General features: G+C 76.4%; 20 protein-coding genes. 3 read left to right on the forward strand and 17 right to left on the reverse strand.

All coding sequences use genetic code 11. The features are described from left to right. Positions 1–55: 55 nt before the first annotated feature. The 5 genes from ACU616_RS02575 to ilvD all read right to left on the reverse strand — a co-directional run bounded on the left by ACU616_RS02575 (position 56) and on the right by ilvD (position 9,422). Entirely contained in the window at positions 56–1,924 is a 1,869-nt protein-coding gene (locus ACU616_RS02575; RefSeq protein ID WP_446756925.1) for an acetolactate synthase large subunit, read from the reverse strand. 289 nt (positions 1,925–2,213) lie between these two features. After that, positions 2,214–3,914 (reverse strand): putative bifunctional diguanylate cyclase/phosphodiesterase, encoded by a 1,701-nt coding sequence (locus ACU616_RS02580; protein WP_446756926.1) that lies wholly within the window; start codon positions 3,912–3,914, stop codon positions 2,214–2,216. Beyond that, entirely contained in the window at positions 3,863–4,933 is a 1,071-nt protein-coding gene (locus ACU616_RS02585) for a hypothetical protein (protein WP_446756927.1), read from the reverse strand. Before ACU616_RS02585 ends, ACU616_RS02580 begins: the two co-directional genes overlap by 52 nt. Continuing rightward, complete coding sequence (locus tag ACU616_RS02590; RefSeq protein ID WP_446756928.1) at positions 4,926–7,643, reverse strand: putative bifunctional diguanylate cyclase/phosphodiesterase; 2,718 nt, start codon at positions 7,641–7,643, stop codon at positions 4,926–4,928. The genes ACU616_RS02585 and ACU616_RS02590 overlap by 8 nt, the downstream gene beginning before the upstream one ends. 75 nt (positions 7,644–7,718) lie before the next feature. Next, entirely contained in the window at positions 7,719–9,422 is a 1,704-nt protein-coding gene (gene ilvD / locus ACU616_RS02595; RefSeq protein WP_446756929.1) for a dihydroxy-acid dehydratase, read from the reverse strand. 82 nt (positions 9,423–9,504) lie between these two features. Between ilvD and ACU616_RS02600 the strand changes: the two genes are divergently transcribed. After that, positions 9,505–10,326, forward strand: a complete 822-nt coding sequence (locus ACU616_RS02600) for a helix-turn-helix transcriptional regulator (RefSeq protein ID WP_446756930.1) — start codon at positions 9,505–9,507, stop codon at positions 10,324–10,326. A 2-nt stretch (positions 10,327–10,328) separates the two neighbouring features. Here ACU616_RS02600 and ACU616_RS02605 read toward each other — a convergent pair whose 3' ends face one another. The 3 genes from ACU616_RS02605 to ACU616_RS02615 are packed head-to-tail and all read right to left on the reverse strand — an operon-like array spanning position 10,329 to position 13,061. After that, on the reverse strand, positions 10,329–10,694 hold the full coding sequence (locus ACU616_RS02605) for a PH domain-containing protein (RefSeq protein WP_446756931.1): 366 nt from the start codon (positions 10,692–10,694) through the stop codon (positions 10,329–10,331). A gap of 37 nt (positions 10,695–10,731) precedes the next feature. Continuing rightward, positions 10,732–11,691: a 2-hydroxyacid dehydrogenase gene (locus ACU616_RS02610; protein WP_446756932.1), complete on the reverse strand. Its 960-nt coding sequence runs from the start codon at positions 11,689–11,691 to the stop codon at positions 10,732–10,734. An 11-nt stretch (positions 11,692–11,702) separates the two neighbouring features. Beyond that, on the reverse strand, positions 11,703–13,061 hold the full coding sequence (locus ACU616_RS02615; RefSeq protein WP_446756933.1) for an NAD(P)/FAD-dependent oxidoreductase: 1,359 nt from the start codon (positions 13,059–13,061) through the stop codon (positions 11,703–11,705). Between the two features lie 130 nt (positions 13,062–13,191). On the opposite strand from ACU616_RS02615, the gene ACU616_RS02620 reads away from it, so the two are divergent. Continuing rightward, entirely contained in the window at positions 13,192–14,358 is a 1,167-nt protein-coding gene (locus tag ACU616_RS02620) for a PQQ-dependent sugar dehydrogenase (RefSeq protein ID WP_446756934.1), read from the forward strand. 43 nt (positions 14,359–14,401) lie between these two features. On the opposite strand, the gene gatB is transcribed toward ACU616_RS02620, so the two are convergent. Genes gatB through gatC form a run of 4 tightly spaced genes read right to left on the reverse strand, consistent with a single transcriptional unit; the run spans position 14,402 to position 17,914 of the window. Beyond that, positions 14,402–15,901 carry an Asp-tRNA(Asn)/Glu-tRNA(Gln) amidotransferase subunit GatB gene (gene gatB / locus ACU616_RS02625; RefSeq protein WP_446756935.1) on the reverse strand — a complete coding sequence of 500 codons (1,500 nt, stop codon included), beginning with the start codon at positions 15,899–15,901 and terminating at the stop codon, positions 14,402–14,404. Next, on the reverse strand, positions 15,898–16,080 hold the full coding sequence (locus ACU616_RS02630) for a hypothetical protein (RefSeq protein WP_446756936.1): 183 nt from the start codon (positions 16,078–16,080) through the stop codon (positions 15,898–15,900). Before ACU616_RS02630 ends, gatB begins: the two co-directional genes overlap by 4 nt. Continuing rightward, positions 16,077–17,585: an Asp-tRNA(Asn)/Glu-tRNA(Gln) amidotransferase subunit GatA gene (gene gatA / locus ACU616_RS02635; RefSeq protein ID WP_446756937.1), complete on the reverse strand. Its 1,509-nt coding sequence runs from the start codon at positions 17,583–17,585 to the stop codon at positions 16,077–16,079. Before gatA ends, ACU616_RS02630 begins: the two co-directional genes overlap by 4 nt. Next, on the reverse strand, positions 17,582–17,914 hold the full coding sequence (gatC, locus tag ACU616_RS02640; RefSeq protein ID WP_446756938.1) for an Asp-tRNA(Asn)/Glu-tRNA(Gln) amidotransferase subunit GatC: 333 nt from the start codon (positions 17,912–17,914) through the stop codon (positions 17,582–17,584). Before gatC ends, gatA begins: the two co-directional genes overlap by 4 nt. 191 nt (positions 17,915–18,105) lie before the next feature. Here gatC and ACU616_RS02645 point away from each other — a divergent pair, with 191 nt between their 5' ends. Further along, on the forward strand, positions 18,106–18,774 hold the full coding sequence (locus ACU616_RS02645; RefSeq protein ID WP_446756939.1) for an ACT domain-containing protein: 669 nt from the start codon (positions 18,106–18,108) through the stop codon (positions 18,772–18,774). A 120-nt stretch (positions 18,775–18,894) separates the two neighbouring features. Here ACU616_RS02645 and ligA read toward each other — a convergent pair whose 3' ends face one another. From ligA to ACU616_RS02670, 5 genes are all read right to left on the reverse strand, one after another. Continuing rightward, positions 18,895–21,264: an NAD-dependent DNA ligase LigA gene (gene ligA, locus ACU616_RS02650; protein ID WP_446756940.1), complete on the reverse strand. Its 2,370-nt coding sequence runs from the start codon at positions 21,262–21,264 to the stop codon at positions 18,895–18,897. A gap of 58 nt (positions 21,265–21,322) precedes the next feature. Then, a complete protein-coding gene (locus ACU616_RS02655) occupies positions 21,323–22,363 on the reverse strand; it encodes a methionine synthase (protein WP_446756941.1) in 1,041 nt (346 codons plus the stop codon). Between the two features lie 59 nt (positions 22,364–22,422). Continuing rightward, the gene (locus ACU616_RS02660; RefSeq protein WP_446756942.1) at positions 22,423–24,228 is read right to left on the reverse strand and encodes a bifunctional metallophosphatase/5'-nucleotidase; all 1,806 of its coding nucleotides are present in this window, start codon (positions 24,226–24,228) and stop codon (positions 22,423–22,425) included. A gap of 72 nt (positions 24,229–24,300) precedes the next feature. Next, positions 24,301–25,374, reverse strand: coding sequence for a tRNA 2-thiouridine(34) synthase MnmA (gene mnmA / locus ACU616_RS02665; RefSeq protein WP_446756943.1), 1,074 nt, complete (start codon positions 25,372–25,374; stop codon positions 24,301–24,303). Then, positions 25,374–26,564, reverse strand: coding sequence for a cysteine desulfurase family protein (locus ACU616_RS02670; protein WP_446756944.1), 1,191 nt, complete (start codon positions 26,562–26,564; stop codon positions 25,374–25,376). Before ACU616_RS02670 ends, mnmA begins: the two co-directional genes overlap by 1 nt. Positions 26,565–26,571: the final 7 nt, after the last annotated feature.

A 26,571-nucleotide genomic window follows, 5' to 3' on the forward strand; every position in this document is an offset into this window, starting at 1 on the left:
TTCGGGGGCCCGCCCCGAGCGGAGCGAGGGGTGGGGGGAACGGGGGTCCTTCGACTCAGACCTGGTTGTCGCCGAAGACCGGGCGCAGGTCGCGCGCGGCCAGGATGTCGTCGTTGCTGGCGCCCGCGGCGACCATCGGCCACACCTGGGCGTCGGCGCCGACGACGAAGTCGATGACCACGGGGGCGTCGGTGATCGCCATCGCCTTCTCGATGACGGCGTCGACGTCGTCCTTGCTCTCGCAGCGCAGCCCGACGCAGCCCAGCGCCTCGGCCAGCGCCACGAAGTCGGGGATGCGCACCGGCTTGGGCCGGCCGTCGGCGTCGACCGGGTGCAGCTTGGTGTTGGAGTAGCGGCCCTCGTAGAAGAGGGTCTGCCACTGGCGGACCATGCCGAGGTTGCCGTTGTTGATGACGGCGACCTTGACCGGGATCCCCTCGATGGCGCAGGTGGCCAGCTCCTGGTTGGTCATCTGGAAGCAGCCGTCGCCGTCGATCGCCCAGACGGTGGTCTCCGGGCGGCCGTACTTGGCGCCCATGGCCGCGGGGACGGCGTAGCCCATGGTGCCGAGGCCGCCGCTGTTGAGCCAGGTGCCCGGCTTCTCGTACCTGATGAACTGGGCGGCCCACATCTGGTGCTGCCCGACACCGGAGGCGTAGATCGCGTCGGGGCCGGCGATCGCGCCCAGCCGCTCGACGACGTACTGCGGGGACAGCGAGCCGTCCTCGGGCCAGTCGTAGCCGAGCGGATAGCGCGTGCGCCAGTCGTCGAGCTGCGCCCACCAGGCGGTGAGGTCGGAGCTGCGGCCGGCCCGGTGCTCGGTCTGCAGCGCGGTGACGAGCTCGGCGATCGTCTCCCGGGCGTCGCCGACGATCGGGACGTCGGCCTTGCGGTTCTTGCCGATCTCCGCGGGGTCGATGTCGGCGTGCACGACCAGCGCGCCGGGCGCGAACGAGGACAGCTCGCCGGTGACGCGGTCGTCGAAGCGGGCGCCCAGCGCCACCAGCAGGTCGGCCTTCTGCAGGGCGGTGACCGCGGTGACGTTGCCGTGCATGCCCGGCATGCCGAGGTTCTGCGGGTGACTGTCGGGGAACGCGCCGCGGGCCATGAGGGTGGTGACCACGGGCGCGCCGGTGAGCTCGGCCAGCTCGGCCAGCTCCGCCGTGGCCCCGGACTTGATCACCCCACCGCCGACGTAGAGGACCGGCCGGCGGGCGGCGGCGATCAGCGAGGCGGCCTCGCGGACCTGCTTGCCGTGCGGGCGGGTGGTCGGCTTGTACCCGGGCAGGTCCAGCCGCGGCGGCCAGGAGAAGTCCGTGGTGGCCTGCAGCGCGTCCTTGGCGATGTCGACCAGGACCGGGCCGGGGCGGCCGGTGGCGGCCAGGTGGAAGGCCTCGGCGATGCGCTGCGGGATCTCCGCGGCGTCGGTGACCAGGAAGTTGTGCTTGGTGATCGGCATCGTGATGCCGCGGATGTCGGCCTCCTGGAAGGCGTCGGTGCCGATCGCACGGCTGGGCACCTGCCCGGTGATCGCGACCATCGGGACCGAGTCCATGTAGGCGTCGGCCAGCGGGGTGACCAGGTTGGTCGCGCCGGGGCCGGAGGTGGCCATGCAGACGCCGACCCGGCCGGTGGCCTGCGCGTACCCGGTGGCCGCGTGCCCGGCGCCCTGCTCGTGGCGGACGAGGACGTGCCGGACGCGGGAGTCGAACAGCGGGTCGTAGGCCGGCAGGATCGCCCCGCCGGGGATGCCGAAGACGACCTCGACACCGGCGGCCTCGAGGGAGCGCACCAGGCTCTGCGCGCCGGTGATGCCGGTGGCGGGCTCGGCGGCGGACTCGGCGATCGAGCGGGCCGTCGTCTCGACACCGGTGAGCGCCGCGGCGGCGTCTCGGGTGGCGGACTCGCTCGGGGTGGTCGTCATTGCGGCGTCTCTCCTGGGCCGGACGTGCGGGGCAGGGCGTGCGGTTCGGGTGTCTGACCGGGTGCCGGGGCGGACCTCCCGGCGTCGCCGGGCCGGCCCGTCGGGACCCTCGTGGCCAACAAAAAACCCCTCGTGCCGCGGGCACAGAGGGGTGTAGCGCGTCGGTCGGGGCGACCGGCGCGCTAGGCGATTACGAGGAGCAGACAGGCGGAGCGCACGAACACACTGTGCGCCTCCGCTGCCGCGACGTCAACAACGGCGTCCCATCCAGTGGACGCCGTCGGCCGGATCATGGGACGACCACCGGGACGTCGGCCTCGGGGCCGAGCAGCGTCGGGTCGAACCGGTCGACCACGCCGGCCAGGTCGGCGGCGGGCACCGGGCGGCCGGTCAGCCACCCCTGCAGGTGGCGGCAGCCCAGCCCGACGAGGACGTCGCGCTGCGCGGCGGTCTCCACGCCCTCGGCGACGACGTCCATGCCGAGGGTGCGGCCGAGGTCGATGACGCTGCCGACGAGCGCGGCGCCACGGGGGTCGGTGTCGATGCCGGAGACGAAGCCGCGGTCCATCTTGAGCACGTCGACGGGCAGCCGGGCGAGGTAGGCCAGCGACGAGTAGCCCTTGCCGAAGTCGTCGAGGGAGACGCTGCACCCCAGCGCGGACAGCTCCGCGAGCTCGGCGAGCAGCCGCTCGTCGTCGTCCACGAGCACGCTCTCGGTGACCTCGATGCCCAGCAGCCGCGCCGGCAGGCCGGAGCGCTCCAGCGCCCGGGTGACGTCCTCGACCAGGCAGCGGGCCTGCAGGTGACGCGCGGAGATGTTGACGCCCAGGCGGATGTCGCGGCCGCCGGCCACCAGGCGGGCGTGCTCGGCGGTCGCCGTCTCGAGCACCCAGCGCTGCAGCGGCACGATCAGGCCGTCGTCCTCGGCCAGGCCGATGAACTCCTCCGGAGACACCGGCCCGAGGACCGGGTGGTCCCACCGGACCAGGGCCTCGACGCCGGTCACCCGCCGCTCGAGGACCCCCACGATCGGCTGGTGGACCAGCCGCAGCCGGCCCTCGGCCACGGCGACGGGCAGGTCGCGCGCCAGGCGGCTGCGGCGCGCGGACTCCTCGACGAGGGTCTCCCCCGACGCCCGGACGCCGTTCTTGCCCTGGGCCTTGACCGTGCGCAGCGCCAGGTCCGCCTCGCGGACGGTGGCCGACGCGTCGATTCCCGGAACGACCTCGGCCAGGCCCACGCTGGCCGAGACCCGGAAGACCGGCCCGGCGCCGTCGGGCGCGCCGGGGGCGGCACCGTAGCGGCGGGTGCGGTCGAGCCGGGCGACCAGCCGCTCGCCCAGCGCCATCGCCTCGGCGGGCCCGGCGTCGACGACGAGCGCGAACTCGTCCCCGCCGAGCCGGGCGACGAGGTCCCCCTCCCGCGCCTCGGCGCGCAGGGAGTCGGCCACCTCGCACAGCAGCCGGTCGCCGGCGTCGTGACCGGCCACGTCGTTGACCGACTTGAAGCCGTCGAGGTCGACCAGCAGCACGCAGGCGCGCCGGCCGCGGGTGGCCCGGTCGAGCGCGCCCTCCAGCGCGACCATGAACCGGGCGCGGTTGGGCAGGCCGGTGAGGGAGTCGGTGTAGGCCAGCCGCTCCAGCTCGCGCTGGCCGGCCCGGCGCTCGGTGACGTCGCGCAGGTGCAGGACGAGCCCGTCGTCGGACCGGCGGGTGCCCGTGCGGGCCGCGCCGGAGACCTCGACGTCGCGCCAGCCGCCGTCGGTGGTCTGCAGCCGGCCGGTCGCGGGCAGGCCGTCGGGAGCGCCGTCCCGCAGGGCCGCGGCGACCCGCTCCACCAGGTCGCGGTCGTCGGCGTGCAGGAGGGTCACCAGCGCGCGGCCGCGCAGGTCGCGCTCGGTCCGGCCCAGCTGGTCGGCGACCGGCCCGGACACCGACGTCACCCGCCCGGCGGCGTCCAGGACGACGGTGACGGCGTCGCCGCTGTGCACCAGCGCGCGGAACCAGCCCTCGGTCCGCTCCAGCGCCGGGTGAGGCGCGCGGCGTCCAGCGCCCAGGACAGCGTGCGCGCCGAGGTCAGGACCAGCAGGACGGCGGCCGCGGCGGCCTCCAGGCCGCTCACCGGCCGGCCGGTCAGCACGCCGCCGGTGACGGCGAGCAGGGCGGCGGTCGACGTCCCGCAGGCCAGCACCGCGCCGCGCAGGGGCAGGACGCGCCGGCCGTCGGGCACCGCCGCCGGCCGGTCGGCCGCGGCGGCGCACAGGCTGGTGCCGAGCATCGTCAGCCAGGCGAGCACGGTGACCACGTCCCAGAGCGGCCCGTCGCCGGCCGAGGCGCGGCCCAGCGCCCCGCCGAGCGCCACGGTGGCCATGGCGACGAAGGCCGCGAGCAGCCAGGTCGCCGAACGGCGGCGCGCCTCGGGCACCGCGGTGACGGTGACCAGGCCGACGCCGCAGAGGACCGCCCCGACCAGCGGGTAGCCGGCCGCGATCAGGCCCTGCCCGGGTCCGGCGACCCGCACCGGCAGCTCGTCGAGGACGACGCTGCCGAGCACGGCGACGGCGACGGTCAGGACGGCGCCGTCGAGCAGCACCCGCGCGCCCACCCGCAGGCCCGTCCGCGGGGGGAGCAGGAACACCGCGACCGCCACGGCCACCGGGACCGCGAGCAGCGTGGGGAGGTCCTCGATCCCGCCGGTGGACATGTCGCGGTACGGGCGCGTCACGGCCAGCACCTGGCCCAGCGCGAGCAGGCCGGCGGCCAGCGTCATCGCCCGCCACGGCCGCCCGGCCCGGCCCGGCACGCGGGCGGCGGTCCGGGCGAGGACGGCGGCACCGGCGCCGGAGGCCAGCGCCAGGGCCGCGGGGACCAGCACGGCCGCCCACGGCGAGGCGGTCAGCTGCAGGACGGTCGTGCCGGTGCCCAGCAGCGCGAGCAGGGACAGGACCGCGGCGACCGTGCCGGCACCCACCGGCCGGGCGGCGGCGGACCGGGTCCGCCGGTCAGGCACCGCGCACCGCACGCACGTCAGAGGTCTCGCCCTCCGCGCCGAAGTCGTCGGCCGACAGGCCGGCCAGACCCGGCCACAGGGCGCCGGCGCCCTCCTCGAGGACGCGCACGAGGTCGGCCAGCGGCAGCGGCCGCGACAGCAGGAAGCCCTGCGCGAAGCCCAGCCCCAGGCCGCGCAGCACGCCCAGCTGGGCGGGGGTCTCCACGCCCTCGGCGACGACGTCGAGACCCAGGGCCTGCGCGACGGTGACGACGGCCTGGCACAGCGCGCGGCCCTGCGCGTCGCGGTCGACCCGCGAGACGAAGGTGTTGTCCAGCTTGAGGACGTCGATGGGCAGGCGGGTCAGGTGCGCCAGCGAGGAGGACCCGGTGCCGAAGTCGTCCAGTGCCACGTGCACGCCCATCAGCCGCAGCGCCCGGACGTCGGTGACCACGTGGTCGCCGTCGTCGAGCACGGTCGCCTCGGTGACCTCCAGGACCAGCCGCTGCGGGGCCAGCCCCGAGTCGGCCAGCGCCGTGGTGACGTCGTCGACCAGGGTGCGGGCGGCCACGTGGGAGGCCGCGATGTTGACGCCCAGCTGCAGCGGCGCGCCGCCGGCCTCGGGCAGCGCGACGGCGGCCGCGGTCGCCTCCCGCAGCACCCAGCGCTGCAGCTCGCCGACCACGCCGGCGCGCTCGGCGATCGGGACGAACTCCCGCGGCGGGACGTCGCCGAGCACCGGGTGCCGCCAGCGCAGCAGCGCCTCGACACCGGTGACCCGCTGCTCGTCCATCGACACGACCGGCTGGAACACCAGCCACAGCTCACCGCGCGCGGCGGCGCCGGGCAGGTCCTGGCGCAGCTGGTCGCGGCGCGCGGCGGCGGCGCCGAGGGTCGGCGTCCAGCGGGTGGCCCGGGACCGGCCGCCGGTCCGGGCGGCGGCCACGGCCAGCTCGGCGCGGGCGGTGAGCTCGGCGACGGTCAGGCCGTGCTCGACGGGGACGACGCCGACGTCGGCGGTGAGGTCGAAGAGGCCCGCAGGGGTGCTGACGGGCCGCTCGAGGACCGCCAGGCAGCGGTCGGCGAGCCGGTCGGCGGTGTCGCCGTCCCCCGCGGCCAGCACGGCGAAGGCACCGCCGGCGACCCGGGCGACGACCTCGTCGCCGCGCACGGCGTCGCGCAGCCGCCGGCCCAGCTCGACCAGGACGTCGGCGACCGCGTCACGGCCGGCGTGCTCGCGGACCTCGCCCAGGCCCGAGACCTCGAACACGAGCACCGCCTCCCCCGTCCCGGCGTCGGCGCGCCCGGCGGCCGCGGCCAGCTCGGCGTCCCAGCCGGCCCGGTTGGGCAGCCCGGTGAGGGTGTCGGTGAACGCGACCTCCTCGAGGGCGCGCTCGCGGGCCTCCCGCTCGGTGACGTCGCGGCAGTGCAGGACGACCGAGGCGATCGCGGCGTCGCCGCGCAGGTCGGACACGCCGGCCTCCAGGCAGCGCCGCTCGCCGTCGGCGTCGCGCACGTGCAGCACCAGCAGCCCGCCCGCGCTGCCGGGGGCGCTGCCGGCGAGCCGGGTGCGCAGCGCGGCGGCGTCGTGGGCGTCGACCGTGCCGGGGCGCGTGGTCGGCGCGCTGCCGGCGAGGAGGTCGCGGCCGACCAGGTCGGCGGGGTCGCGGCCGAGCAGCGCCGCGAACGCCGGGGAGGCCCAGCCGACGCGCAGCCGCGCGTCGAGGACGAGCACCGGCTCGCTGGAGGCCGACAGCAGGCTGCGGAAGTAGGCCTCGTCGCGGCGCAGCCGGGCGCCGCGCAGGTGGTCCTCGCGGGCGGTGACCCAGCGGTGGACCGCCGCGAGCGCGGCGCAGGCCAGTGCGCCGCCGAGGGTGGTGCCGGTCGGGGCGGTGCCCAGCACCACCGGCACGACGACGAGGGCGACGACGACGACCAGCGCCAGGTGCGGCAGCGCCGAGCGCAGCTGCGCGGCCCGTCCCCCCGGGTGCGCCCCGGCGGCCGGGGCGGTGTCGAGCAGGCGGGCGAGCACCAGCAGGGCCAGCCCGACGACGACGGCGACCCGGGTGGCGGGGACGGCGCCGGGAGCGCCCAGCAGCGCCGCCGAGGTGGCGGCGCCGCGCCCGGCGCACACCGCCACCAGCCCGGCCAGCAGGGCCGCGGCCGCGGGCTGGCGGCGGGCCTCGGCGGCGCCGAGGACGGTGAGGGCGGCGGCCATGGTGGCCGCGGTGGCGAGCACGGCGGCGCCGAGGACGAGCCGGGCGACCGCCGACAGCGCCGTCCAGCCGCTGCCCGGGCCGACGAGCAGCACCTGCATGACCACGAGCGCGGCGGTGCCGAACAGCGCGAGCTCGAGACCGGTGCGCAGGCAGGTGGGGCGCCGGGGGGAGCGCCGGACCATGCCGAGCAGGGCGAGGACCGCGAGCACGTGGCCGGGGACGATGAACACCCAGCGCAGCACCACGTCCTCGAGGACCGAGGCGGGGTCGACGGCCACGCTGGTGACCAGCCCGGCGACGGGCAGCAGCGGCGCGACCGCGAGCAGCCGCCAGGGCCGGTCGGCCGGCTCCCCGGGGCGCCCGGACCGCCAGAGGACCGCGGCGGTCAGCACCCCGGCGAGGGCCGTGACGACCTCGCCCACGGGGTGCAGCGCCGGGACGACGGCGGCCACGACGCACGCCACCGCGGCCGCCAGGGCACACGCCAGCACCCACTTGGTCCGCCTGTCCACACCCGGGGTGTCGGCAGGACGGCGGGCCCGCAGGAGCCGCGGCGGGCCCCTCTCACCCCAAGGAGGGGTCTCGGCTCAGGAGCAGATGGCGCCCTGCGCGGCCGAGCCGACGAGCTTGGCGTACTTGCCGAGCACCCCGGTGGTGTAGCGCGGGGGCAGCGGCGCCCAGTCCGCCCGGCGGCGGGCGAGCTCCTCGTCGTCGACCAGCAGGTCCAGGGTGCGGGTCCGCAGGTCCAGGCGGATGCGGTCGCCGTCCTGGACCAGGGCGATGGGGCCGCCGTCGGTCGCCTCGGGGGCGACGTGGCCGACGCACAGGCCCGTCGTCCCGCCGGAGAACCGTCCGTCGGTGAGCAGCAGGACGTCCTTGCCCAGGCCCGCGCCCTTGATCGCGCCGGTGACGGCGAGCATCTCGCGCATGCCCGGGCCGCCACGGGGGCCCTCGTACCGGATGACGACGACGTCGCCGGCCTGCAGGGTGCCCTCGGTGACGGCGTCCATGGCGCCCTGCTCGCCGTCGAAGACGCGCGCGGTGCCCTCGAAGACGTCGGCGTCGAAGCCCGCGGACTTCACCACCGCGCCGTCCGGGGACAGCGAGCCGCGCAGGATCGTCAGGCCGCCGGTCGTGTGGATGGGGTTCTCCATCGCGTGCACGATCGTGCCGTCGAGGTCCGGCGGCGCGATCTCGGCGAGGTTCTCGGCCATGGTCTTCCCGGTCACGGTGAGCGTGTCGCCGTGCAGCAGGCCGGCGTCGAGCAGCGCCCGGAGCACCACCGGGACGCCGCCCACGCGGTCGATGTCGGTCATCACGAACCGGCCGAAGGGCTTGACGTCGGCCAGGTGCGGCGTGCGGTCGCCGATGCGGTTGAAGTCCTCGAGGCTCAGGTCGACCCGTGCCTCGTGCGCGATGGCCAGCAGGTGCAGGACGGCGTTGGTGGACCCGCCGAGCGCCATGACCACGGTGATGGCGTTCTCGAACGCCTCCTTGGTCATGATCTGGCGCGCCGTGATGCCCTGGCGCAGCAGGTTGACCACGGCCTCGCCGGAGGCGACGGCGAAGGCGTCGCGGCGGCTGTCGGGAGCCGGCGGGGCGGCGCTGCCGGGCAGGGCCATCCCGAGCGCCTCGGCCACGCTGGCCATCGTGTTGGCGGTGTACATGCCGCCGCACGACCCCATCCCCGGGCAGGCGGCCCGCTCGACGGCGGCCAGCTCGTCCTGGGTGATCAGCCCGCGGGCGCAGGCGCCGACGGCCTCGAAGACGTCGATGATCGTCAGGTCGTCGCGGTCGCCGAGCTTCCCGGGCAGCGTGGAGCCGGAGTAGAGGAAGACGCTGGCCAGGTCCAGCCGGGCGGCGGCCATGAGCATGCCGGGCAGAGACTTGTCGCAGCCGGCGAGCAGGACCGAGCCGTCGAGGCGCTCGGCGAACATGACCGTCTCGACCGAGTCGGCGATGACCTCGCGGCTGACCAGCGAGGCCCGCATGCCCTCGTGGCCCATGGAGATGCCGTCGGAGACGGAGATCGTGCCGAACTCCAGCGGGAACCCGCCGGCCGCGTGCACGCCCTCCTTGGCCCGCTTGGCCAGCCGGTCCAGTGACAGGTTGCACGGGGTGATCTCGTTCCACGACGACGCGACGCCGATCTGCGGCTTGTCCCAGTCGTCGTCGCCCATGCCGACCGCGCGCAGCATCGCCCGCGCGGGGGCCTTGGTGATGCCGTCGGTCACCTCGCGGCTGCGGGGCTTGAGGTCGGCGGCGGTGCGGGGCTCGTCCACGGTGGTCACGGACGAGCAGCGTAGGCCGGGCGGCGGCCCGTGCCGAGGCGCCGTCGATACTGGTACCGACACCACCACCGAGGAGCGCGCCGTGTCCGCCACCGCCCGGTCCGAGCTCGCCGAGTTCCTGCGCTCGCGCCGCCGGCAGGTCGACCCGCGGGCGGCCGGGCTGCCCACGGGCGGGGCGCGGCGGACGCCGGGGCTGCGCCGCGAGGAGGTCGCGCTGCTCTCCGGGGTGAGCCACACCTGGTACACGTGGCTGGAGCAGGGCCGCGACATCCGCCCCTCCCGGCAGGTGGTCGACGCCCTGGCCCGGACGCTGCGGATGACGCCGGCCGAGCACGAGTACGTGCGGCGGCTGACCGGGCACGGCGGCGCTCCCCCGGCCGACCCCGGCGGCGGGATGCCCGCGCACCTGCAGCGCCTGCTCGACGCGCTCGGCCCCTCCCCCGCCTACGCGATCACCGCGGACTGGTCGATCGTCGGGTGGAACCGCGCCTACCAGCGGCTCTACCCGGGCGTGGCCGCCGTCCCCGCCGCCGAGCGCAACCTGCTGTGGCTGGTCTTCACCGACCCGGCGGTGCGCGCGCTGCTCGCCGACTGGCCGACCGACAGCCGGCGCTTCCTCACCCAGTTCCGTGCGGAGGTCGGCCCGCGGCTGGCCGACCCGGCGGTGGTCGACCTCGTCGCCCGGCTCGAGGCGGCCAGTCCGCACTTCCGCGCCGGGTGGGCCAGCCGCGACGTCGACCGGTTCAGCTCCGCCGAGCGCCGCTTCGAGCACCCCGAGGTCGGTCCCCTGCTGCTCGAGCACCACCAGCTGACGCCGGCCGACGCGCCCGGCCTGCAGCTCGTCGTCTACACCGCGGTCCAGGGCAGCGACGCGGCGCAGCGGCTCACCACGCTGGCCGGGTGAGGTCAGGGGGCGTCGATGCGCCCGCCCGAGAGCGCCGCGAGACGCGGGAGGTCACGCGCCCGCAGGACGGGCAGGCGCACCTCGGAGCCGCCGGTGGTCACCAGCCGCAGCCGGGCGCCGCGGCCGACGCGGATGCCGGCCAGGTCGCGCCACGCCACCCGGCGCGGGCGCAGCAGCGAGTGGGTGGTGATGCCGTCCTCGTCGACGTCGACACCGACCCGCAGCACCCAGGCCGCGGCCAGTAGCGGGAGCAGCAGGACCAGCGCGGCCCACGGCGAGGCCGCGGCGAAGGGCAGCACGCAGACGGCGAGGAAGACGACCGGCAGCAGAGAGACCCGGCTCAGCCGCATGCGCGCGAGGGCAGCCACGGCTGCCCATGCTCCCAGGCGCCGTGCTCCCGGGACCTCAGTACGCGGCCACCACGTTGACCAGCGGCTCCCCCGCCAGCACCCGGCGGAGCTGCTCGAGCACCGCGGCCTGCGCCCGGGCACCGGTGTCGGGCACCGAGCCGGCCACGTGCGGGGTGAGCAGGAGGCCGGGCGCCGACCACATCGGGTGCCCCTCGGGCAGCGGCTCGGGGTCGGTCACGTCGAGGGCGGCGCGCAACCGGCCCGCGGTGAGCTCGGCCAGCAGCGCGTCGGTGTCGACGACGACCCCGCGGGCGGCGTTGACCAGCAGCGCACCGTCGCGCATCGCGGCGAGGAACGCGGTGTCGACCAGGCCGGTGGTCTCCTCGGTCACCGGGACCACCACGACGACGATGTCGGCCTCCGGCAGCAGCCGCGGCAGCTCGTCGGTGCCGTGCACGCCGTCGCGGGCGGTGCGGCCGACGAAGGCGAGGTCGACGTCGAAACCGGCCATCATGGCGCCCACCCGGCGGCCGATGTCGCCGGCGCCGACCACCAGCACCCGCGCCCCGACCAGCGAGGAGTAGGTGCGCGGCGTCCAGCGGCCGGCGCCCTGCTCGCGGACGAGGTCGGGCAGGCCGCGCTGGGCGGCCAGCGTCGCGGCCACGACCCACTCCGCCGTCGAGGGGGTGTGGGCGCCGCGGGCGTTGCAGAGCACGACGCCCTCGGGCAGCCGGCCGACGAAGCGCTCGGCCCCGGCGCTGGTCAGCTGCACCAGCCGCAGCGCCGGGAGCTCGGCCACGAACCCCGGCTCCGGCGACGCGCCGCCGCTGGGCGGCACCCACACCTGCGCCCGGGCGGCCTCCCCGGTGGGCGGGCCGTCGTCCGGGGTGGCCGGGAGGGCGCGCACCCGCGGGTCGAGCGCCTCGACCGCGACGGCCGTGTCGCGGGAGGGGACGAGGACGGTCAGCGTCTCGTCGGGGCCGACGACGTCGGTGCCGCGGATCTCGGGAGCCACGGCACCCGACCCTAGGCCGGTGCGGCCGCGACTCCCTGGGCGGTGGCGATCCGGGCGTCCTCGGGGCGGACCACGGACAGCTGCGTGGACTCCGGCGGCAGCAGCGTCTGGAACAGCCAGTCGGCGGCGACCCGCACCCGGTTGGCCGTCGCCGGCAGCGCGTAGAGGTGGTACCCGCGGGTGACGAGCTTGGCCGGCGGGCCGGTCAGCGGGATGCCGAGCGGCCGCGCCACGGCGTCCCAGCCGCCGAGGTCGGCGACCAGGCCGAGGTCGCGGTGCCGGTAGCGGCGGGGCCGGCCGACGCCGAGGTCGGCGGCGACGTTGCGGCCGAGGACGGCGCCCTGCCGCTGCGCGTGCTGCGCCGTCGGCGGGGTGTCGGGCAGGTCCCCGCCGTCCGCGGGCGCGGCGAGGTCGGGGACGGCGGCGGCGTCACCCGCGGCCCAGACGCCCGGCGCCCCGGGGACGGCGAGGTCGGCCCCGACGACGAGCCGGCCCCTGCGCAGCGGCATCCCCAGCCGGCCGACCAGCGGGTTGGCGACCACCCCGGCGCCCCAGACCAGCGTGCGGGTCGGGACGGTCTCGCCGTCGGTCAGGACGACGGCGCCGTCGTCGGCGGACACGACCGACGTCCGCAGCCGCACGTCGACCCCGCGGCGGGCGAGCAGCTCCAGCGCGCGGCGGCCCAGCTCGGGGCCCAGCTCGGGCAGGACGGCGGGGGCGACGTCGACGAGCAGCCACCGGACCTCGGCGGCGCGGGTGCGGTCCCAGCGGCCCTCGATGCGGCGCAGCCAGCGCTGGGTCTGGGCCACCACCTCCGTGCCGGTGTACCCGGCCCCCACGGCGACCACGGTGAGCCGCGCCGCCCGCTCCGCCCGGCCCGCCGGGGTGTCGGGGAGGGCATCGGCGAGGTCGAGCTGCTCGAGCAGGTGGTCGCGGAGGAAGACCGCCTCGACCAGGGTCTTGAGCGCGCGACCGTGCTCGGGGACCCCTGGGACGGGCAGCTGGCGGGTGACCGAGCCGGGCGTGAGGAGGAGCCGGTCCCACGCCATCGGCGCCGTCGTCCCGTCGGGCCGCTGCAGGGTCAGCGACCGGGCGGCCAGGTCGACGTCCTCGACCCGGCCGAGGACCAGGCGCACCCTGGGCAGCAGCCGCCGCAGCGAGACCGCGATGTGCCGGGCCTCCACCACCCCGGTCGCCACCTCGGGCAGCAGCGGGCTGTAGAGCAGGTAGTCCGTCGGGGTCACCAGCACGAGGTCGGCCGCGCCGGGCGGCAGGGTCCGCTGCAGCCGGCGCAGGGCCGCCAGCCCCGCGAACCCCCCGCCGACGACGACCACGCGCGGCCGCACCGGGCCGGACACCGTGCTGTGCATGCCGACCTCCGTCGCTCGGACAGCGGGTCCGGCCAACCTAGCGGCCGGAGCCCCGACGCCAGTGGGGTCGCGCGCGCGGTCGGCATCCGGCTGCGGCCGCCGGGCGCGGACCGGCCGTACTGTGGACCGGGTGAGGCGGCTGCGGGGACGGCGTGCCGCCGCCGGGTGCGCGGTGGCCCTGGTGCTGCTGCTGGCCGCCTGCGCCGAGGACGGCTACGAGCCCGCCGGGCCCTTCCGGCCGCTGCCCGAGGGGGCGCCGCCCGAGGTCGGGCCGCCCACCGAGTCCTCCCCCGCCCCGTCGTCGCCGGGCGAGCCGGCCGACCCCGGCTCCGGCACGGCCCCCGGGGACCCCAACGTGGTCGCCACCGGCCTGGCCGTGCCCACCGGGCTGGTCGTGCTCCCCGACGGCAGCGCCGTGGTCGGGGAGCGCGAGACCGGCCGGCTGCTGCAGGTCTTCCCCGACCGCTCGCCGGCGCGGGAGCTCATGACCGTCCCCGGCGTCGACACCGCCGGCGACGGCGGGCTGCTGGGGCTGGCCCTGTCCCCCACGTTCGACGAGGACGGCCTCTTCTACGCCTACGTGTCGACGCCGACCGACAACCGCGTCGTCCGCTTCCCCCTCGGCGGCACCCCGAACCCGGTGCTCACCGGCATCCCGCGCGGCGAGGTGCACAACGGCGGTGGTCTGGCCTTCGCCCCCGACGGCACGCTGTTCGTCGGCACGGGCGACACCGGCGCCCCGGCGCTGGCCCAGGACCCGGTGTCGCTCGCCGGCAAGGTGCTGCACGTCGACGTCTTCGGTGAGCCGGTCGGCGCCGGGCCGGTCTACAGCCGCGGGCACGCCGACGTGACCGCGCTGTGCCCGTCGCTGGACGACCCGCGCGCGCTCTACTCCGTCGACGAGTCCACCGACGGGCCGGACGAGCTCAACGCCGTGCTCGAGGACAGCGACCACGGCTGGCCCGCGGTCGGGACCACCAGCACCGGCCCGCTGCTCGAGGTCCCGAACGCCGAGGGCGGCCTCGGCGGCTGCGCGGCCGTGGGCGGCACCGTGTTCCTCGGCGCACTCGACGGCCAGCGCGTGTACGTCGTCCGGACCGAGGCCGGCGCCGTCGTCGAGGAGCCGACCGAGCTGATCGCCGGACGCTACGGCCGGCTGCGCACGGTGGTGCTCGATCCCGAGGGCGGGCTGTGGGTGACGACGTCGAACAGGGACGGCGTCGGCACCCCCGCCGAGGACGACGACAAGGTGCTGCGCATCCTGCCGCCCGCGGCGACGGGCACCTCCCGGCTGTGACCCCGGTGCCCCCGCGGACGGACCGCCCGCGGGGGCACCGACGTCAGCTGCTGAGGACGCGCTCCTCGAGCATCCGCTTCACCGTCGGGGCGTCGGCCTGGCCGCGGGTGGCCTTCATGACCTGGCCGACCAGGGCGCCGAGCGCCTGCACCTTGCCGCTGCGCACCTTGGCGACGACGTCGGGCGCCCCGGCGATCGCCGCGTCGACCGCGGCCACCAGCTCGTCGGACTCCCCCATGACCGCCAGCCCGCGGGCCTGCACGACCGCCCGGGGGTCGCCCTCCCCGGCGAGCACGCCGTCGAGCGCCTGCCGCGCGAGCTTGTCGTTGATCGTGCCCTCGGCGACCAGCGCGGCCAGCTCGGCGACCTGCGTCGGCGTCACGGCGAGCTCGGCCAGCTCGACCCCGGCGTCGTTGGCCCGGCGGGCCAGCTCGCCCAGCCACCACTTGCGGGCATCGGCCGGCGAGGCGCCGGCGGCGACGGTCTGCTCGACCAGCCCGAGGGCCCCGGCGTTGACCAGCCAGGTCATCTCGGTGGCCGACAGGCCCCACTCCTCCTGCAGCCGGGCGCGCCGGGCGGCGGGCAGCTCGGGGAGGTCGGCGGCCAGCTTCTCGATCCACTCGGCGTCGGGGGCCAGCGGCACGAGGTCGGGCTCGGGGAAGTACCGGTAGTCGGTCGCCTCCTCCTTACTGCGGCCCGGCGACGTGCTGCCGGTGTCCTCGTGGAAGTGGCGGGTCTCCTGCACCACGCGGCCCCCGGCGTCGAGGACGGCGGCCTGCCGGCGCATCTCGTAGCGGACGGCGCGCTCGACCGACCGCAGCGAGTTGACGTTCTTCGTCTCGGTGCGGGTGCCCCACTCCGGGCTGCCGACCGGGGCGAGGGAGGTGTTGACGTCGCAGCGCAGGCTGCCCTGCTCCATCCGGACGTCCGAGGCGCCGAGGGTCTGGATGATCTCGCGCAGCTCGGTGACGTAGGCGCGGGCCACCTCGGGGGCCTTCGCGCCGACGCCGGGGACCGGCCGGGTGACGATCTCGACCAGCGGGATGCCCGCGCGGTTGAAGTCGACCAGCGAGTGGTCGGCGCCGTGGATGCGCCCGGTCGCCCCGCCGACGTGCAGGTTCTTGCCGGTGTCCTCCTCCAGGTGCACCCGCTCGATCTCCACCCGGTAGGTCTCGCCGTCCACCTCGACGTCGAGGTGCCCGGCGGTGCACAGCGGCTCGTCGTACTGGCTGGTCTGGAAGCCCTTGGGGATGTCCGGGTAGAAGTAGTTCTTCCGGGCGAAGCGCGACCAGGGCGCGATGCGGCAGCCCAGCGCCAGGCCGATCCGGATGGTCGACTCGACGGCGGCGGCGTTGGCCACCGGCAGCGACCCCGGCAGCCCGAGGCACACCGGGCAGGTCTGGGTGTTGGGCTCGGCACCGAAGGTGGTCGAGCAGCCGCAGAACATCTTCGACTCGGTGCCCAGCTCGACGTGGGTCTCCAGGCCGATGACGGGCTCGTAGCGGGTGAGGACGTCGTCGAACTCGACGAGGGTCTCGCTCACGTGCGGGGGTCTCCCTTCGGGGCGGTGCTGCGCCCGGTCAGCCACGCACCGACCGCGGTGAGCACCCCCAGGACGAGGAAAACGGCGAAGAAGGCCTCGCCGGTGACCAGCCAGCCGACCACGCCGACGAGGACGACGAACACGGTCAGGCCCCAGGCGGCCTTGAGGGCACCGTTCACGCGGCACGCTCCACGAGGCGGTCGGTCAGCGGGGCGCCCAGCGCCGCCTCGACGGCGGCGGCGACCCGGTAGCAGCGGTCGTCGGCCAGCGCCGGTGCCATGACCTGCAGGCCCACCGGCAGCCCCTCGGACAGCCCGCAGGGCACCGAGATGGCCGGGACGCCGGCGAGGCTGGCCGGCAGCGTGCACAGGTCGGCGGCGTACATGGCCAGCGGGTCGTCGACCCGGGCTCCGATCGGCCAGGCGACGGTCGGGCTGGTCGGGCTGACCAGCACGTCGACGCCGCCGCCGTCGCCGCCGCCGAAGGCGGCGCCGAAGTCCCGGCCGATCAGCGTGCGGACCTTCTGCGCCTGCCCGTAGTAGGCGTCGTAGTAGCCCGCCGACAGCGCGTAGGTGCCGAGGATGATCCGCCGCTTGACCTCCGGCCCGAAGCCCTGCTCGCGGGTGAGCGCCATGACGTCGTCGACGTCGCGGCTGCCGTCGTCGCCGACGCGGATGCCGAAGCGCATCCCCTCGAAGCGGGCCAGGTTCGACGACGCCTCGCTCGGGGCGATGAGGTAGTAGGCCGGCAGCGCCAGGTCGAACGCCGGGCAGGACACCTCCCGGACCTCGGCGCCGGCGGCCTCCAGCAGCGCGACGGCCTCGGCGAACCGGTCCAGGACGCCGGCGTCGTAGCCCTCGCGGGAGCCCTCGCCGCCGAGCTCGCGCACGACGCCCACCCGCAGGCCGGCCAGGTCGCCGCCGGCACCGCGGCGGGCGGCCTCGACCACCGCGGGCACGGGGGCGTCGATGGACGTCGAGTCGCACGGGTCGTGGCCGCCGATCGCCTCGTGCAGCAGGGCGGCGTCCACCACCGTGCGGGCCATCGGGCCGGCCTGGTCGAGGCTGGAGGAGAAGGCGATGAGCCCGTAGCGCGAGACCGAGCCGTAGGTGGGCTTGTGCCCGACCAGGCCGGTGAGCGCCGCGGGCTGCCGGATCGAGCCGCCGGTGTCGGTGCCGAGGGCGAAGGGCGCCAGCCGGCCGGCGACGGCGGTGCTCGACCCGCCGGAGGACCCGCCGGGGATCCGGTCGGTGTCCCAGGGGTTGCGGGTGGGCCCGTAGGCGGAGTTCTCGGTGGAGGAGCCCATCGCGAACTCGTCCATGTTGGTCTTGCCGAGCAGGACCGTGCCGGCGCCGGCGAGCCGGCGGGCGACGGTCGCGGAGTAGGGCGGGCGCCAGCCCTCGAGGATGCGCGAGCCGCTGGTGGTGGGCAGACCCTCGGTGACGAAGACGTCCTTGAGCGCCACCGGGATGCCGGCCAGGCCGGTGCCCGCGGTACCAGCGGCGTCGATCTCGGCGGCGCGCCGCAGGGCGCCCTCGTCGTCGACGTGCAGGTAGGCACCGAGCGCCCCGTCCTCGGCGTGGATGCGCTCGAGGTGCGCGCGGGTGACCTCGACGGAGGTGGTCTCGCCGGACGACAGCGCCTGCTGCAGCTCGACGACGCTCAGGGCGGTGAGGTCGCTCACGCCTCCTCCCCCAGGATGCGCGGCACGCGGAAGCGGTCGTCCTCGGCGGCGGGCGCGCCGGCCAGGACGACGTCGCGCGGCAGGCTGGGCCGGGTGACGTCCGGTCGCAGGACGTTGGTCAGCGGCACGGCGTGCGTGGTCGGTGTGACATCGGCGACGTCGGCGCGCTGCACCCGGGCCACCGCGTCGAGGACCGCACCCAGCTGGCCGGCGAAGCGGTCGAGCTCCTCGTCGGTGACGGCCAGGCGGGCCAGCCGCGCGAGGTGCGCGATGTCCTGGCGGTCGAGGGCCGGGTGCGCGCCGGGGTCGGGCATCGGCTCGGTGCTCATGAAGGGGGAGGACTCCTGTCGTCGGCGCCGGCCGGCGCCAGGGACGCAACCCGGTCACTGTACGTGGACCGGTGCCGGCCCCGGGGCGGCCGGGACGGCGGCTCGACCGGGGGCCTCGTATAGGGGAAGCTGCAGGGGCCACGCGATCGACGAGGATCGGCCAGCAGCTCGACGTCGTCAGCGGAGGAACCGTGTCCCATCTCCTGAGGCTGGTCGTCCCCGACCGCCCCGGCCTGCTCGGCGCGGTGGCGACCGCGCTGGGCACCGCGGGCATCGACATCGTCTCGGTCGACGTGCTCGAGCGCGGCAACGGCGTCGCCGTCGACGACGTCGTGGTCGACCTGCCCCCGGACCGGCTGCCCGACAGCCTGATCACGGCCGTGCAGACGGTGCCGGGCGTGCAGGTGGAGACCCTGCGTCCCTTCCACGGGCCGCTGGACACCCACCGCGAGCTCGACCTGCTCGAGGCGTTGGCCCGCGCCGCCGAGGGGACCGCCGTCAAGCTGCTCGCCGCCGAGCTGCCGCGGGTGTTCCACAGCGGCTGGGCGGCGGTCCTGCAGGCGGCCGACGGGCGCGGGTGCGAGGTGCTCGCCGCCTCCGACGCCGCGCCGACCTTCGACGGGATGCACCTGCCGTGGCTGCCGCTGGCCTCGCCGCGGCTGCTGCCCAGCGAGGACGACTGGCTGCCCGAGCGGTGGCGGGAGATGGCCGTGGAGATGATGACCTCGCCGTTCGGCGACCCGGGGACGGCGATCGTGGTCGGCCGGTCCGGTGGGCCCGCCTACCGGCGCTCGGAGCTGCTGCGGCTGACCCACCTGACCGGCATCGCCGCGAGCGTCGCCCACCTCCCGCCGGTCTGACCGCGGTCACCACCCTCACCACCGTCCTGAGCGGCGACCGAGGCGACCACCGGGGCGACCACCGGGGCGACCACCGGAGCGACCACCGGAGCGGTGCCCGGGCGACGAGCGCCCGGCGGATCACGCCTCCGCCGGCTCGGCCTCCAACGGGTCCGCCTGCGTCGACTCGACCTGCGTCGGCTCGGTCCCCGACGGCTCGGCCTGCGTCGGTTCGGCCTCCGCCCGCTTGGCTCTCGTTCGCTTGGCTCTCGCCCGCTCGGCCGTGGCCGGTTCGGCCTCGGCGCCGGCCGGGGTCGTCGCCTCCGCCTCGTCCCCGGCCGGCTCTGCGGCTGCCGGCTCGCTGCCGTCGCCGATCGTCGCCACCCCGCGTGCGGCCTCCGGACCCTCCTCGAGCAGGACGCGCAGGCCGTCGTCGTCGAGGATCGGCGCCTTCACCTGCACCGCCTTGTCGTACTTGCTGCCCGGGTCGGCGCCGACGACGACGAAGCCGGTCTTCTTCGACACCGAGCCGGTGACCTTGCCGCCACGCTCCTGCACCGCGGCGATGGCCTGGTCGCGCGAGAGGTCGCGCAGCGAGCCGGTGATGACCACCGTGACGCCGGTGAGCGGCCCGGGCGGGGCGTCCTCGCCGGCGTCGGCCAGCCGCACACCCGCCCGCCGCCACTTCTCCACGACCTCGCGGTGCCAGTCGACGGTGAACCAGTCGAGCACCGAGCGGGCGATCGTCGGCCCCACCCCGTCGGCGGCGGCCAGCTCCTCCTCCGAGGCGGCGGCGATGCGGTCCAGCGACCGGAAGTCCCGGGCCAGCGCCTGCGCGGCGGTGGGGCCCACGTGCCGGATCGACAGCGCCACCAGCACCCGCCACAGCGGGACGTCCTTGCGGGTCTCCAGGTTGGCCAGCAGCCGCGTGCCGTTGGCCGAGAGGCTGCCGTCCTTCCTGGTGAAGAACGACGTCCGGCACAGCTTGTCCTCGGTGAGGTCGAAGACGTCGCCCTCGTCCTCGAGCAGGTGCTCGGCCAGCAGCGCGATGGCGGCCTCGTAGCCGAGCACCTCGATGTCGAAGGCGCCCCGGCCGGCCACGTGGAAGACCCGCTCCCGCAGCTGGGCGGGACAGGACCGCGCGTTGGGGCAGCGGATGTCGGCGTCGCCCTCCTTCTCGTGCCGCAGCTCGGTGCCGCACTCGGGGCAGTGCGTGGGCATGACGAACTCGCGCTCGGAGCCGTCGCGGGCGGCGGCCACCGGGCCGAGGATCTCCGGGATGACGTCGCCGGCCTTGCGGACGACCACGGTGTCGCCGATCAGCACGCCCTTGCGCTTGACCTCGCTGGCGTTGTGCAAGGTGGCCAGCTGCACGGTCGAGCCGGCGACCTTGACCGGCTCCATGTAGCCGAACGGGGTCACCCGGCCGGTGCGCCCGACGTTGACCCGGATGTCGAGCAGCTTGGTGGTGGCCTCCTCCGGCGGGTACTTGAAGGCGATGGCCCACCGCGGCGCCCGCGCGGTCGAGCCCAGCCGCCGCTGCAGGGCGACCTGGTCGACCTTCACGACGACGCCGTCGATCTCGTGCTCCACCGAGTGCCGCTGCTCGCGGTAGCGCTCGATGTAGGCCCCCACCGCCTCGAGGTCGTCGACCACCTCGTAGCGGCTGCTCACCGGCAGGCCGAAGCCGCGCAGCCGCTCGTAGGCCTCCGACTGCCGGCCGGGCTCGAAGCCGCGCCGGGCACCGAGGCCGTGCACGACCAGCCGCAGCGGCCGCGAGGCCGTCACCCGCGGGTCCTTCTGCCGCAGCGAGCCCGCCGCGGCGTTGCGCGGGTTGGCGAACGGCGCCTTGCCCGCCTCGACCAGGCCGGCGTTGACGTCGGCGAACCCCTCGAGCGGGAAGTAGATCTCGCCGCGGACCTCCAGCAGCTCGGGCAGGTCGTCGGGGTCGCCGGCCAGCTGCTGCGGGACGTCGTCCATGGTGCGGACGTTGGCGGTGACGTCCTCCCCCGTCGTCCCGTCGCCGCGGGTGGCCGCCCGCACCAGCCGGCCGCGCTCGTAGACCAGCGCGACCGCGACGCCGTCGACCTTGAGCTCGCACAGCCAGGCGATCCCGTTGCCGGCATCGCGCACCACCCGCGTGGCCCAGGCCGAGAGCTCGTCGCGGTCGAAGACGTTGTCCAGGCTCTGCATGCGCTCGAGGTGCGCGACCGGCGCGAAGGTGGCGGTGAACCCGCCGTTGACCTTCTGGCTCGGCGAGTCGGGGGTCAGCAGCGCCGGGTGCTCGGCCTCCAGCGCCCGGAGCTCGGCCATGCGCTCGTCGTACTGCCCGTCGCTGACCAGCGGCGCGTCCTGCACGTAGTAGGCGAACGCGTAGCGGTCGAGCTCCTCGGACAGGTCGCGGTGGCGGGTGCGCGCGGCGTCGGGCACCTCGGTGAGGTCCGCCCGGTCGACGGCGGCAGCCACCCGCGGGGCGTCGTCCTGGACGGTGTCGGCGGCGTCCGTGCTCACGCGGAGGACGGTAACCGGCGAGTACGACGGCACACCCGCCGCACTCACCCGTTCGGGATCACTCCGGCAGCAGGTAGCGGGCGGCCTCCCGGACGTGGGTCATGGCCGCTCGGGCGTAGGCCGGGCTCGCACCGGCCAGACCGCAGGCGGGGGTGAGCGTGACGGCCTCGTGCAGCGCGTCGGCGGGGAACCCCAGCTCGCGCCACCACGCGTGCAGCCGGGAGGCGGTGGCCTTGGGCGCCGGCAGCGGCGCGTCGGTCCCGGGGACGACGCCGACCACCAGGTGGGTGCCGGCCTCGACGGCGGTGCCGAGCGCGTCGAGGTCCTGCACCAGCCCGAGGTCGAACGACAGCGCGTCCGCGCCGGCGGCCCGCAGCAGGTCCAGCGGCGCGCGGTGCGCGCAGCAGTGGACGACGACGGGGCCGGGCACCGCCGCGACGACGGCGGCCAGCTCGGTCTGCACCACCGACGCCTCGACCTGGGGCAGCCGGCCGAACCCGCTCGCCGTGGGCAGGGCCCCCTGCAGGACGGCGGGCAGCGACGGCTCGTCGAGCTGCACGACCACCTGCGCACCGGGCACGCGGGCGGCGACCGCGGCGACGTGCGCCCCGATCCCCTCGGCCAGCGACTGCCCGAGGTCCCGCCGGGCGCCGGGGTCGACGACGGCCCGCTCCCCGCGCTCGCGCTCGAGCCCCGCGGCCAGCGTCCACGGCCCGGTGGCCTGGACCTTGAGCGGTCCGCGGTGGCTCTCGGCGACGTCGTGCAGGGCGTCGAGGTCGCGGGCGAGGAACTCCTGCGCCCGGCGCAGGTCGATGCCGCCGCGGGGCACCAGCCGCCAGCCCGCGGGGGTCAGGTCGACGGCGAGGTCGACCAGCAGCGCGGCGCTCCGCCCGATCAGGTCCGCCCCGGCGCCGCGCGCGGGCAGTTCCGGCAGGTGCGGCATGCCGGGCAGCTCGCCCAGGACGACCCGGATCGCCTCGGCGGCGTCGGTGCCGGGCAGCGACCCGACGCCCGAGGCCGGCCCCCACGGCGCGGGAGCCGGCCCCGGGTCGGTGCTGGTCTGCTCGGGGGCGCGCTCGGGGTCGATCGGGGAGGCCACCCCGGCGACGGTAGTCCCGCGCCGCCGGAGCCCCGACCGGGTCGGGGTGCGCGGGCCGGTCAGACGGCCGTGCCGTGGTCGGCCGCCGGCGGGCCGACCGGGGAGTGGGCCTCGAAGTAGGCGACGAGGGCGTCGACGTCGACCGGGCCCACCGTGAGGTCGGTCCCGCCGGTGAAGGTGGTGAACGAGTCCCCGCCGGCGGTCAGGAACGAGTTCGCCACGACCCGGTAGCTCGCCGCCGGGTCGACGGCCACGCCGTCGAGGGTGATCGAGGTGTCGACCACCCGCTCCCCGTAGGGCAGGTCGAGGTCGTAGGTGTAGGCGAAGCCCTCCGACGTGCCCAGGATCAGCTGGCTGTCGCGCGGGCCGCCGCCGAGCTGGAACTGCTCCTCCAGCACGTCGTCGATCTGCGCGCCGGTCAGCGTCAGCGCGTTGACGGTGTTGCCGAAGGGCTGCACCGCGAACAGCTCGCCGTAGGTCACCTCACCGGCCTCGATGTCGGTGCGCACGCCGCCGGGGTTCATGAAGGCGATGACCGGGTTGCCGAACTGGTCCTGCTGCACCGCCTCGAGCTGGGCCTGGGCGACCAGGTCGACGATGGGCTGCTCGGCGTTGCGGCCGGCGGACCCGGCGGTGCCGATCGTCGTGGTGGCCGAGCCGACGACGACGTTGCGGGCCTCCGCCGCGCGGCCGTTCCAGTAGTCGACGATCGACGCCACCTCGGGGTCGGCGGCCTCGCGGGTCACCGGCACGTTGGTCGCCGAGTAGGTGGCGCCGCGGTCGACGTCACCGGTGGCGCGGTCGATCGACAGCCGGATGTCGGTGAGCAGACGGCCGTAGAAGCCGGCCTGGGTGACCAGCCGCGGCCGGCCGCTGGGGTCGTCCAGCCGGCAGTCGTAGGCCTGGTGCGTGTGCGCGCTGACGATCAGGTCGACCGCGGCGGAGGTGCGGGCGTTGATGTCGACGATCGGGCCCGTGAGGCCCGTGCAGCTGTCCGCGGTGGGGGCGGCGGGTGGGTCGGTGACCGTGCCGCCCTCGTGGACCAGCACACCGATCGCCTCGATGCCCTGCTCCTGCAGCTCGGGCACCCACCGGTTCACCGCGTCGGCCTCGTCGGTGAACGTGACGTCGGCCACGCCGTCCGGCGAGACGATGGTCGGGGTGGTCTCGGTGACCACCCCGATGAGGGCGACCCGCTGCCCGCCGGCCACGTCGAGGACCTGGTACGGCGGGAGCACCGGCTCACCGGTCTCGCGCGAGACGACGTTGGCGGCCAGGTACGGGAACCGGGCGCCCTCGAACGCGTGCTCGCCCTCGCCGAAGCAGCCGTCCACGCCGGGCTCGACGCCCTCGCAGGCCTCGACGTCGTCGGTGTAGGTGCCGTCGGTCGCGGCCGAGATGCGCCGCAGCTCCTCGGTGCCGCGGTCGAACTCGTGGTTGCCGACGGAGGAGACGTCCAGACCCATGGCGTTGAGCGCCTCGATGGTCGGCTCGTCCCGGTACACGCTGGACTCGAACGGCGAGGCACCGACCAGGTCGCCGGCGCCGACGAAGAACGAGGTGGACGGGCCCTGGGTCGTGTCCTCGAACGTCGCCTGCAGGCGCTGGACGGTCGCGGCGACGTGCGCCGCGCCGCCGACCGGGACGCTGACGTCATCCGGCGTGCCGTACTGGCCGTCGGCCCCGGGCGAGGTCGCCAGCGACCCGTCGGCCCCGGTCTGCGGGGTGATCCGCCCGTGGAAGTCGTTCATGGCCAGCAGCTGGACCATCACGTCCGCGGGCGCGGCCGCGGCCACGGACGGCACGGCCAGGACCCCGGCCGAGGTGACGACGGCGGCAGCGAGGGCGAGGTGGGTGCGGCGCACGGCGTCCTCCGAGGGACCAGGGGGTGGCTCGCCGCACACGCTAGGTGACGAACCGGTCCCGCACCACGCGGGTCAGCCGGGGACGACCACCGGCGCCTGGCCCAGCACCAGGTCGCCGTGCACCGGGTCGGGGGCGTAGAGCACCGCCGACTGCCCCGGAGCCACGCCGCGCTGGGTCTCGCCGAGTGCCAGCACCAGCCCGCCGTCCCGGCCGGCGGACACCTCGCACGCCACGGCGGCCGCGTGCGCGCGCAGCTGGACCTCCGCCCGCAGCGGCAGGTCGGGGGCGGCGCCCGTCCACGTGGGCGGTCCCGTCCGGACGACGTCCACCCCGGTCAGCTCCGCGGTCCCGACCGTGACCGTGCGGGTGACCGGCTCGATCGCGAGCACGTAGCGCGGCCGCTGGTCGCCCACGGCCAGGCCCAGCCCCCGCCGCTGCCCGACGGTGAAGCCGTGGGTGCCCTCGTGCGTGCCGACGGTGGCCCCGGTGGCGGCGTCGACCACCGGCCCCGGGCGCGCGCCCAGCCGGCGGGTGAGGAAGCCGCGGGTGTCGCCGTCGGGGATGAAGCAGATGTCGTGCGAGTCGGGCTTGGTGGCCACCGCGAACCCGCGCTCGGCGGCGAGCGCGCGCACCCGCTCCTTGGTCATCGACCCCAGCGGGAACAGCGCCCCGGCCAGCTGGCCGGCGGTGAGCACGCCCAGCACGTAGGACTGGTCCTTGGCCGCGTCGACCGACCGGCGCAGCTGCCCGCCGGCCAGCCGCGCGTGGTGCCCGGTGACGACGGCGTCGAAGCCCAGCGCCTGCGCCCGGTCGAGCACCGCGGTGAACTTGATCCGCTCGTTGCACCGCAGGCACGGGTTCGGCGTGCGCCCGGCCGCGTACTCGGCCACGAAGTCCTCGACGACGTCCTCGGTGAACCGCTCGGCGAGGTCCCAGACGTAGAACGGGATGCCCAGCTCGTCGGCGACCCGGCGGGCGTCGTGGGCGTCCTCGACGCTGCAGCAGCCGCGGGCGCCGCTGCGCAGGGTCTGCCGGTCGGGCGAGAGCGCGAGGTGGACCCCGGTGACGTCGTGGCCGGCGTCGACCGCCAGGGCGGCGGCCACGGCGGAGTCCACTCCCCCGCTCATCGCGGCGAGCAACCGCATCAGCGCCGTCCCATCCCGGCGCGGCGGGCCCGCTCCACCACCGGGCCGATCACCGCCAGCAGCGCGTCGACGTCGGCGTCGGTGCTGGGCGAGCCGAGGCTGAAGCGCAGCGAGCTGCGCGCCCGGCCGGCGTCGGCGCCGACGGCGGTGAGCACGTGGCTGGGGCGGGCCACCCCGGCGCTGCACGCCGAGCCGGTCGAGCACTCGATGCCGCGCGCGTCGAGCAGCATGAGCAGCGCGTCGCCCTCCGCGTCCGGGAAGGACAGGTGCGCGTTGCCCGGCAGCCGTCCCGGGCCGCCGGCGACGACGTCGTCCAGGGCAGCGCCGTTGAGCTGCGCGTCAGGGACCTCCTCGAGGACGCCGGCCACCAGCCGGTCGCGCAGCGCGGCCAGCCGCGCGGCCCGCTCGTCCCGGCCGGCGACGGCGGTCGTGGCGGCCACGGCGAGGCCGACGATGGCCGGCACGTCGAGGGTGCCGGAGCGGACGTCGCGCTCCTGGCCGCCGCCGTGCAGCAGGGGCGTGCACTCCGCGTCGCGCCGCAGCAGCAGCACGCCGGCGCCCATCGGGCCGCCGAGCTTGTGCCCGGTCATGGTCAGCGCGTCCACGCCGCTGGCGGCGAAGCCGACCGGCACCTGGCCGACGGCCTGCACCGCGTCGGTGTGCAGCGGGACGCCGACGGCGTGGGCCGCCTCGGCGAGCGCGGCGACGTCGCTGACCGTGCCGATCTCGTTGTTGGCCCACATGACACTGGCGACGGCGACGTCGGACCCGTCGCCGAGCGCGTCGGCCAGCGCCGCGGGGGTGATCCGCCCAGTGGGCTCCACGCGCAGCCAGGTGAGCTCGGCGCCCTCGTGCTCGGCCAGCCACTCGGCGCTGTCGAGGACGGCGTGGTGCTCGGCGGGGCTGAGCACGAGCCGCCGCCGGCGCGGGTCGGCCTCCCGCCGGGCCCAGTAGAGGCCCTTGAGCGCGAGGTTGTCGCTCTCGGTGCCACCGCCGGTGAACAGGACCTCCGACGGCCGGGCGCCCAGCGCCTCGGCCAGCCGCTCGCGGGCCTGCTCGGCGGCCCGGCGCGCCGCCCGGCCACCGGCGTGCAGCGACGAGGCGTTGCCGACCCGGCCCATCTGCTCGGTCATGGCGGCCAGGACCTCGGGCAGCACCGGGGTGGTGGCCGCGTGGTCGAGGTACGTCACCTGCTCT

This window comes from Geodermatophilus sp. URMC 62 (assembly GCF_052931475.1).

Bases quoted from the DNA above. Each gene is read 5' to 3' on its own strand.
- ACU616_RS02575 (WP_446756925.1), bottom strand. From the start codon at position 1,924: ATGACGACCACCCCGAGCGAGTCCGCCACCCGAGACGCCGCCGCGGCG.
- ACU616_RS02615 (WP_446756933.1), bottom strand. From the start codon at position 13,061: ATGCACAGCACGGTGTCCGGCCCGGTGCGGCCGCGCGTGGTCGTCGTC.
- gatC (WP_446756938.1), bottom strand. From the start codon at position 17,914: ATGAGCACCGAGCCGATGCCCGACCCCGGCGCGCACCCGGCCCTCGAC.
- mnmA (WP_446756943.1), bottom strand. From the start codon at position 25,374: ATGCGGTTGCTCGCCGCGATGAGCGGGGGAGTGGACTCCGCCGTGGCC.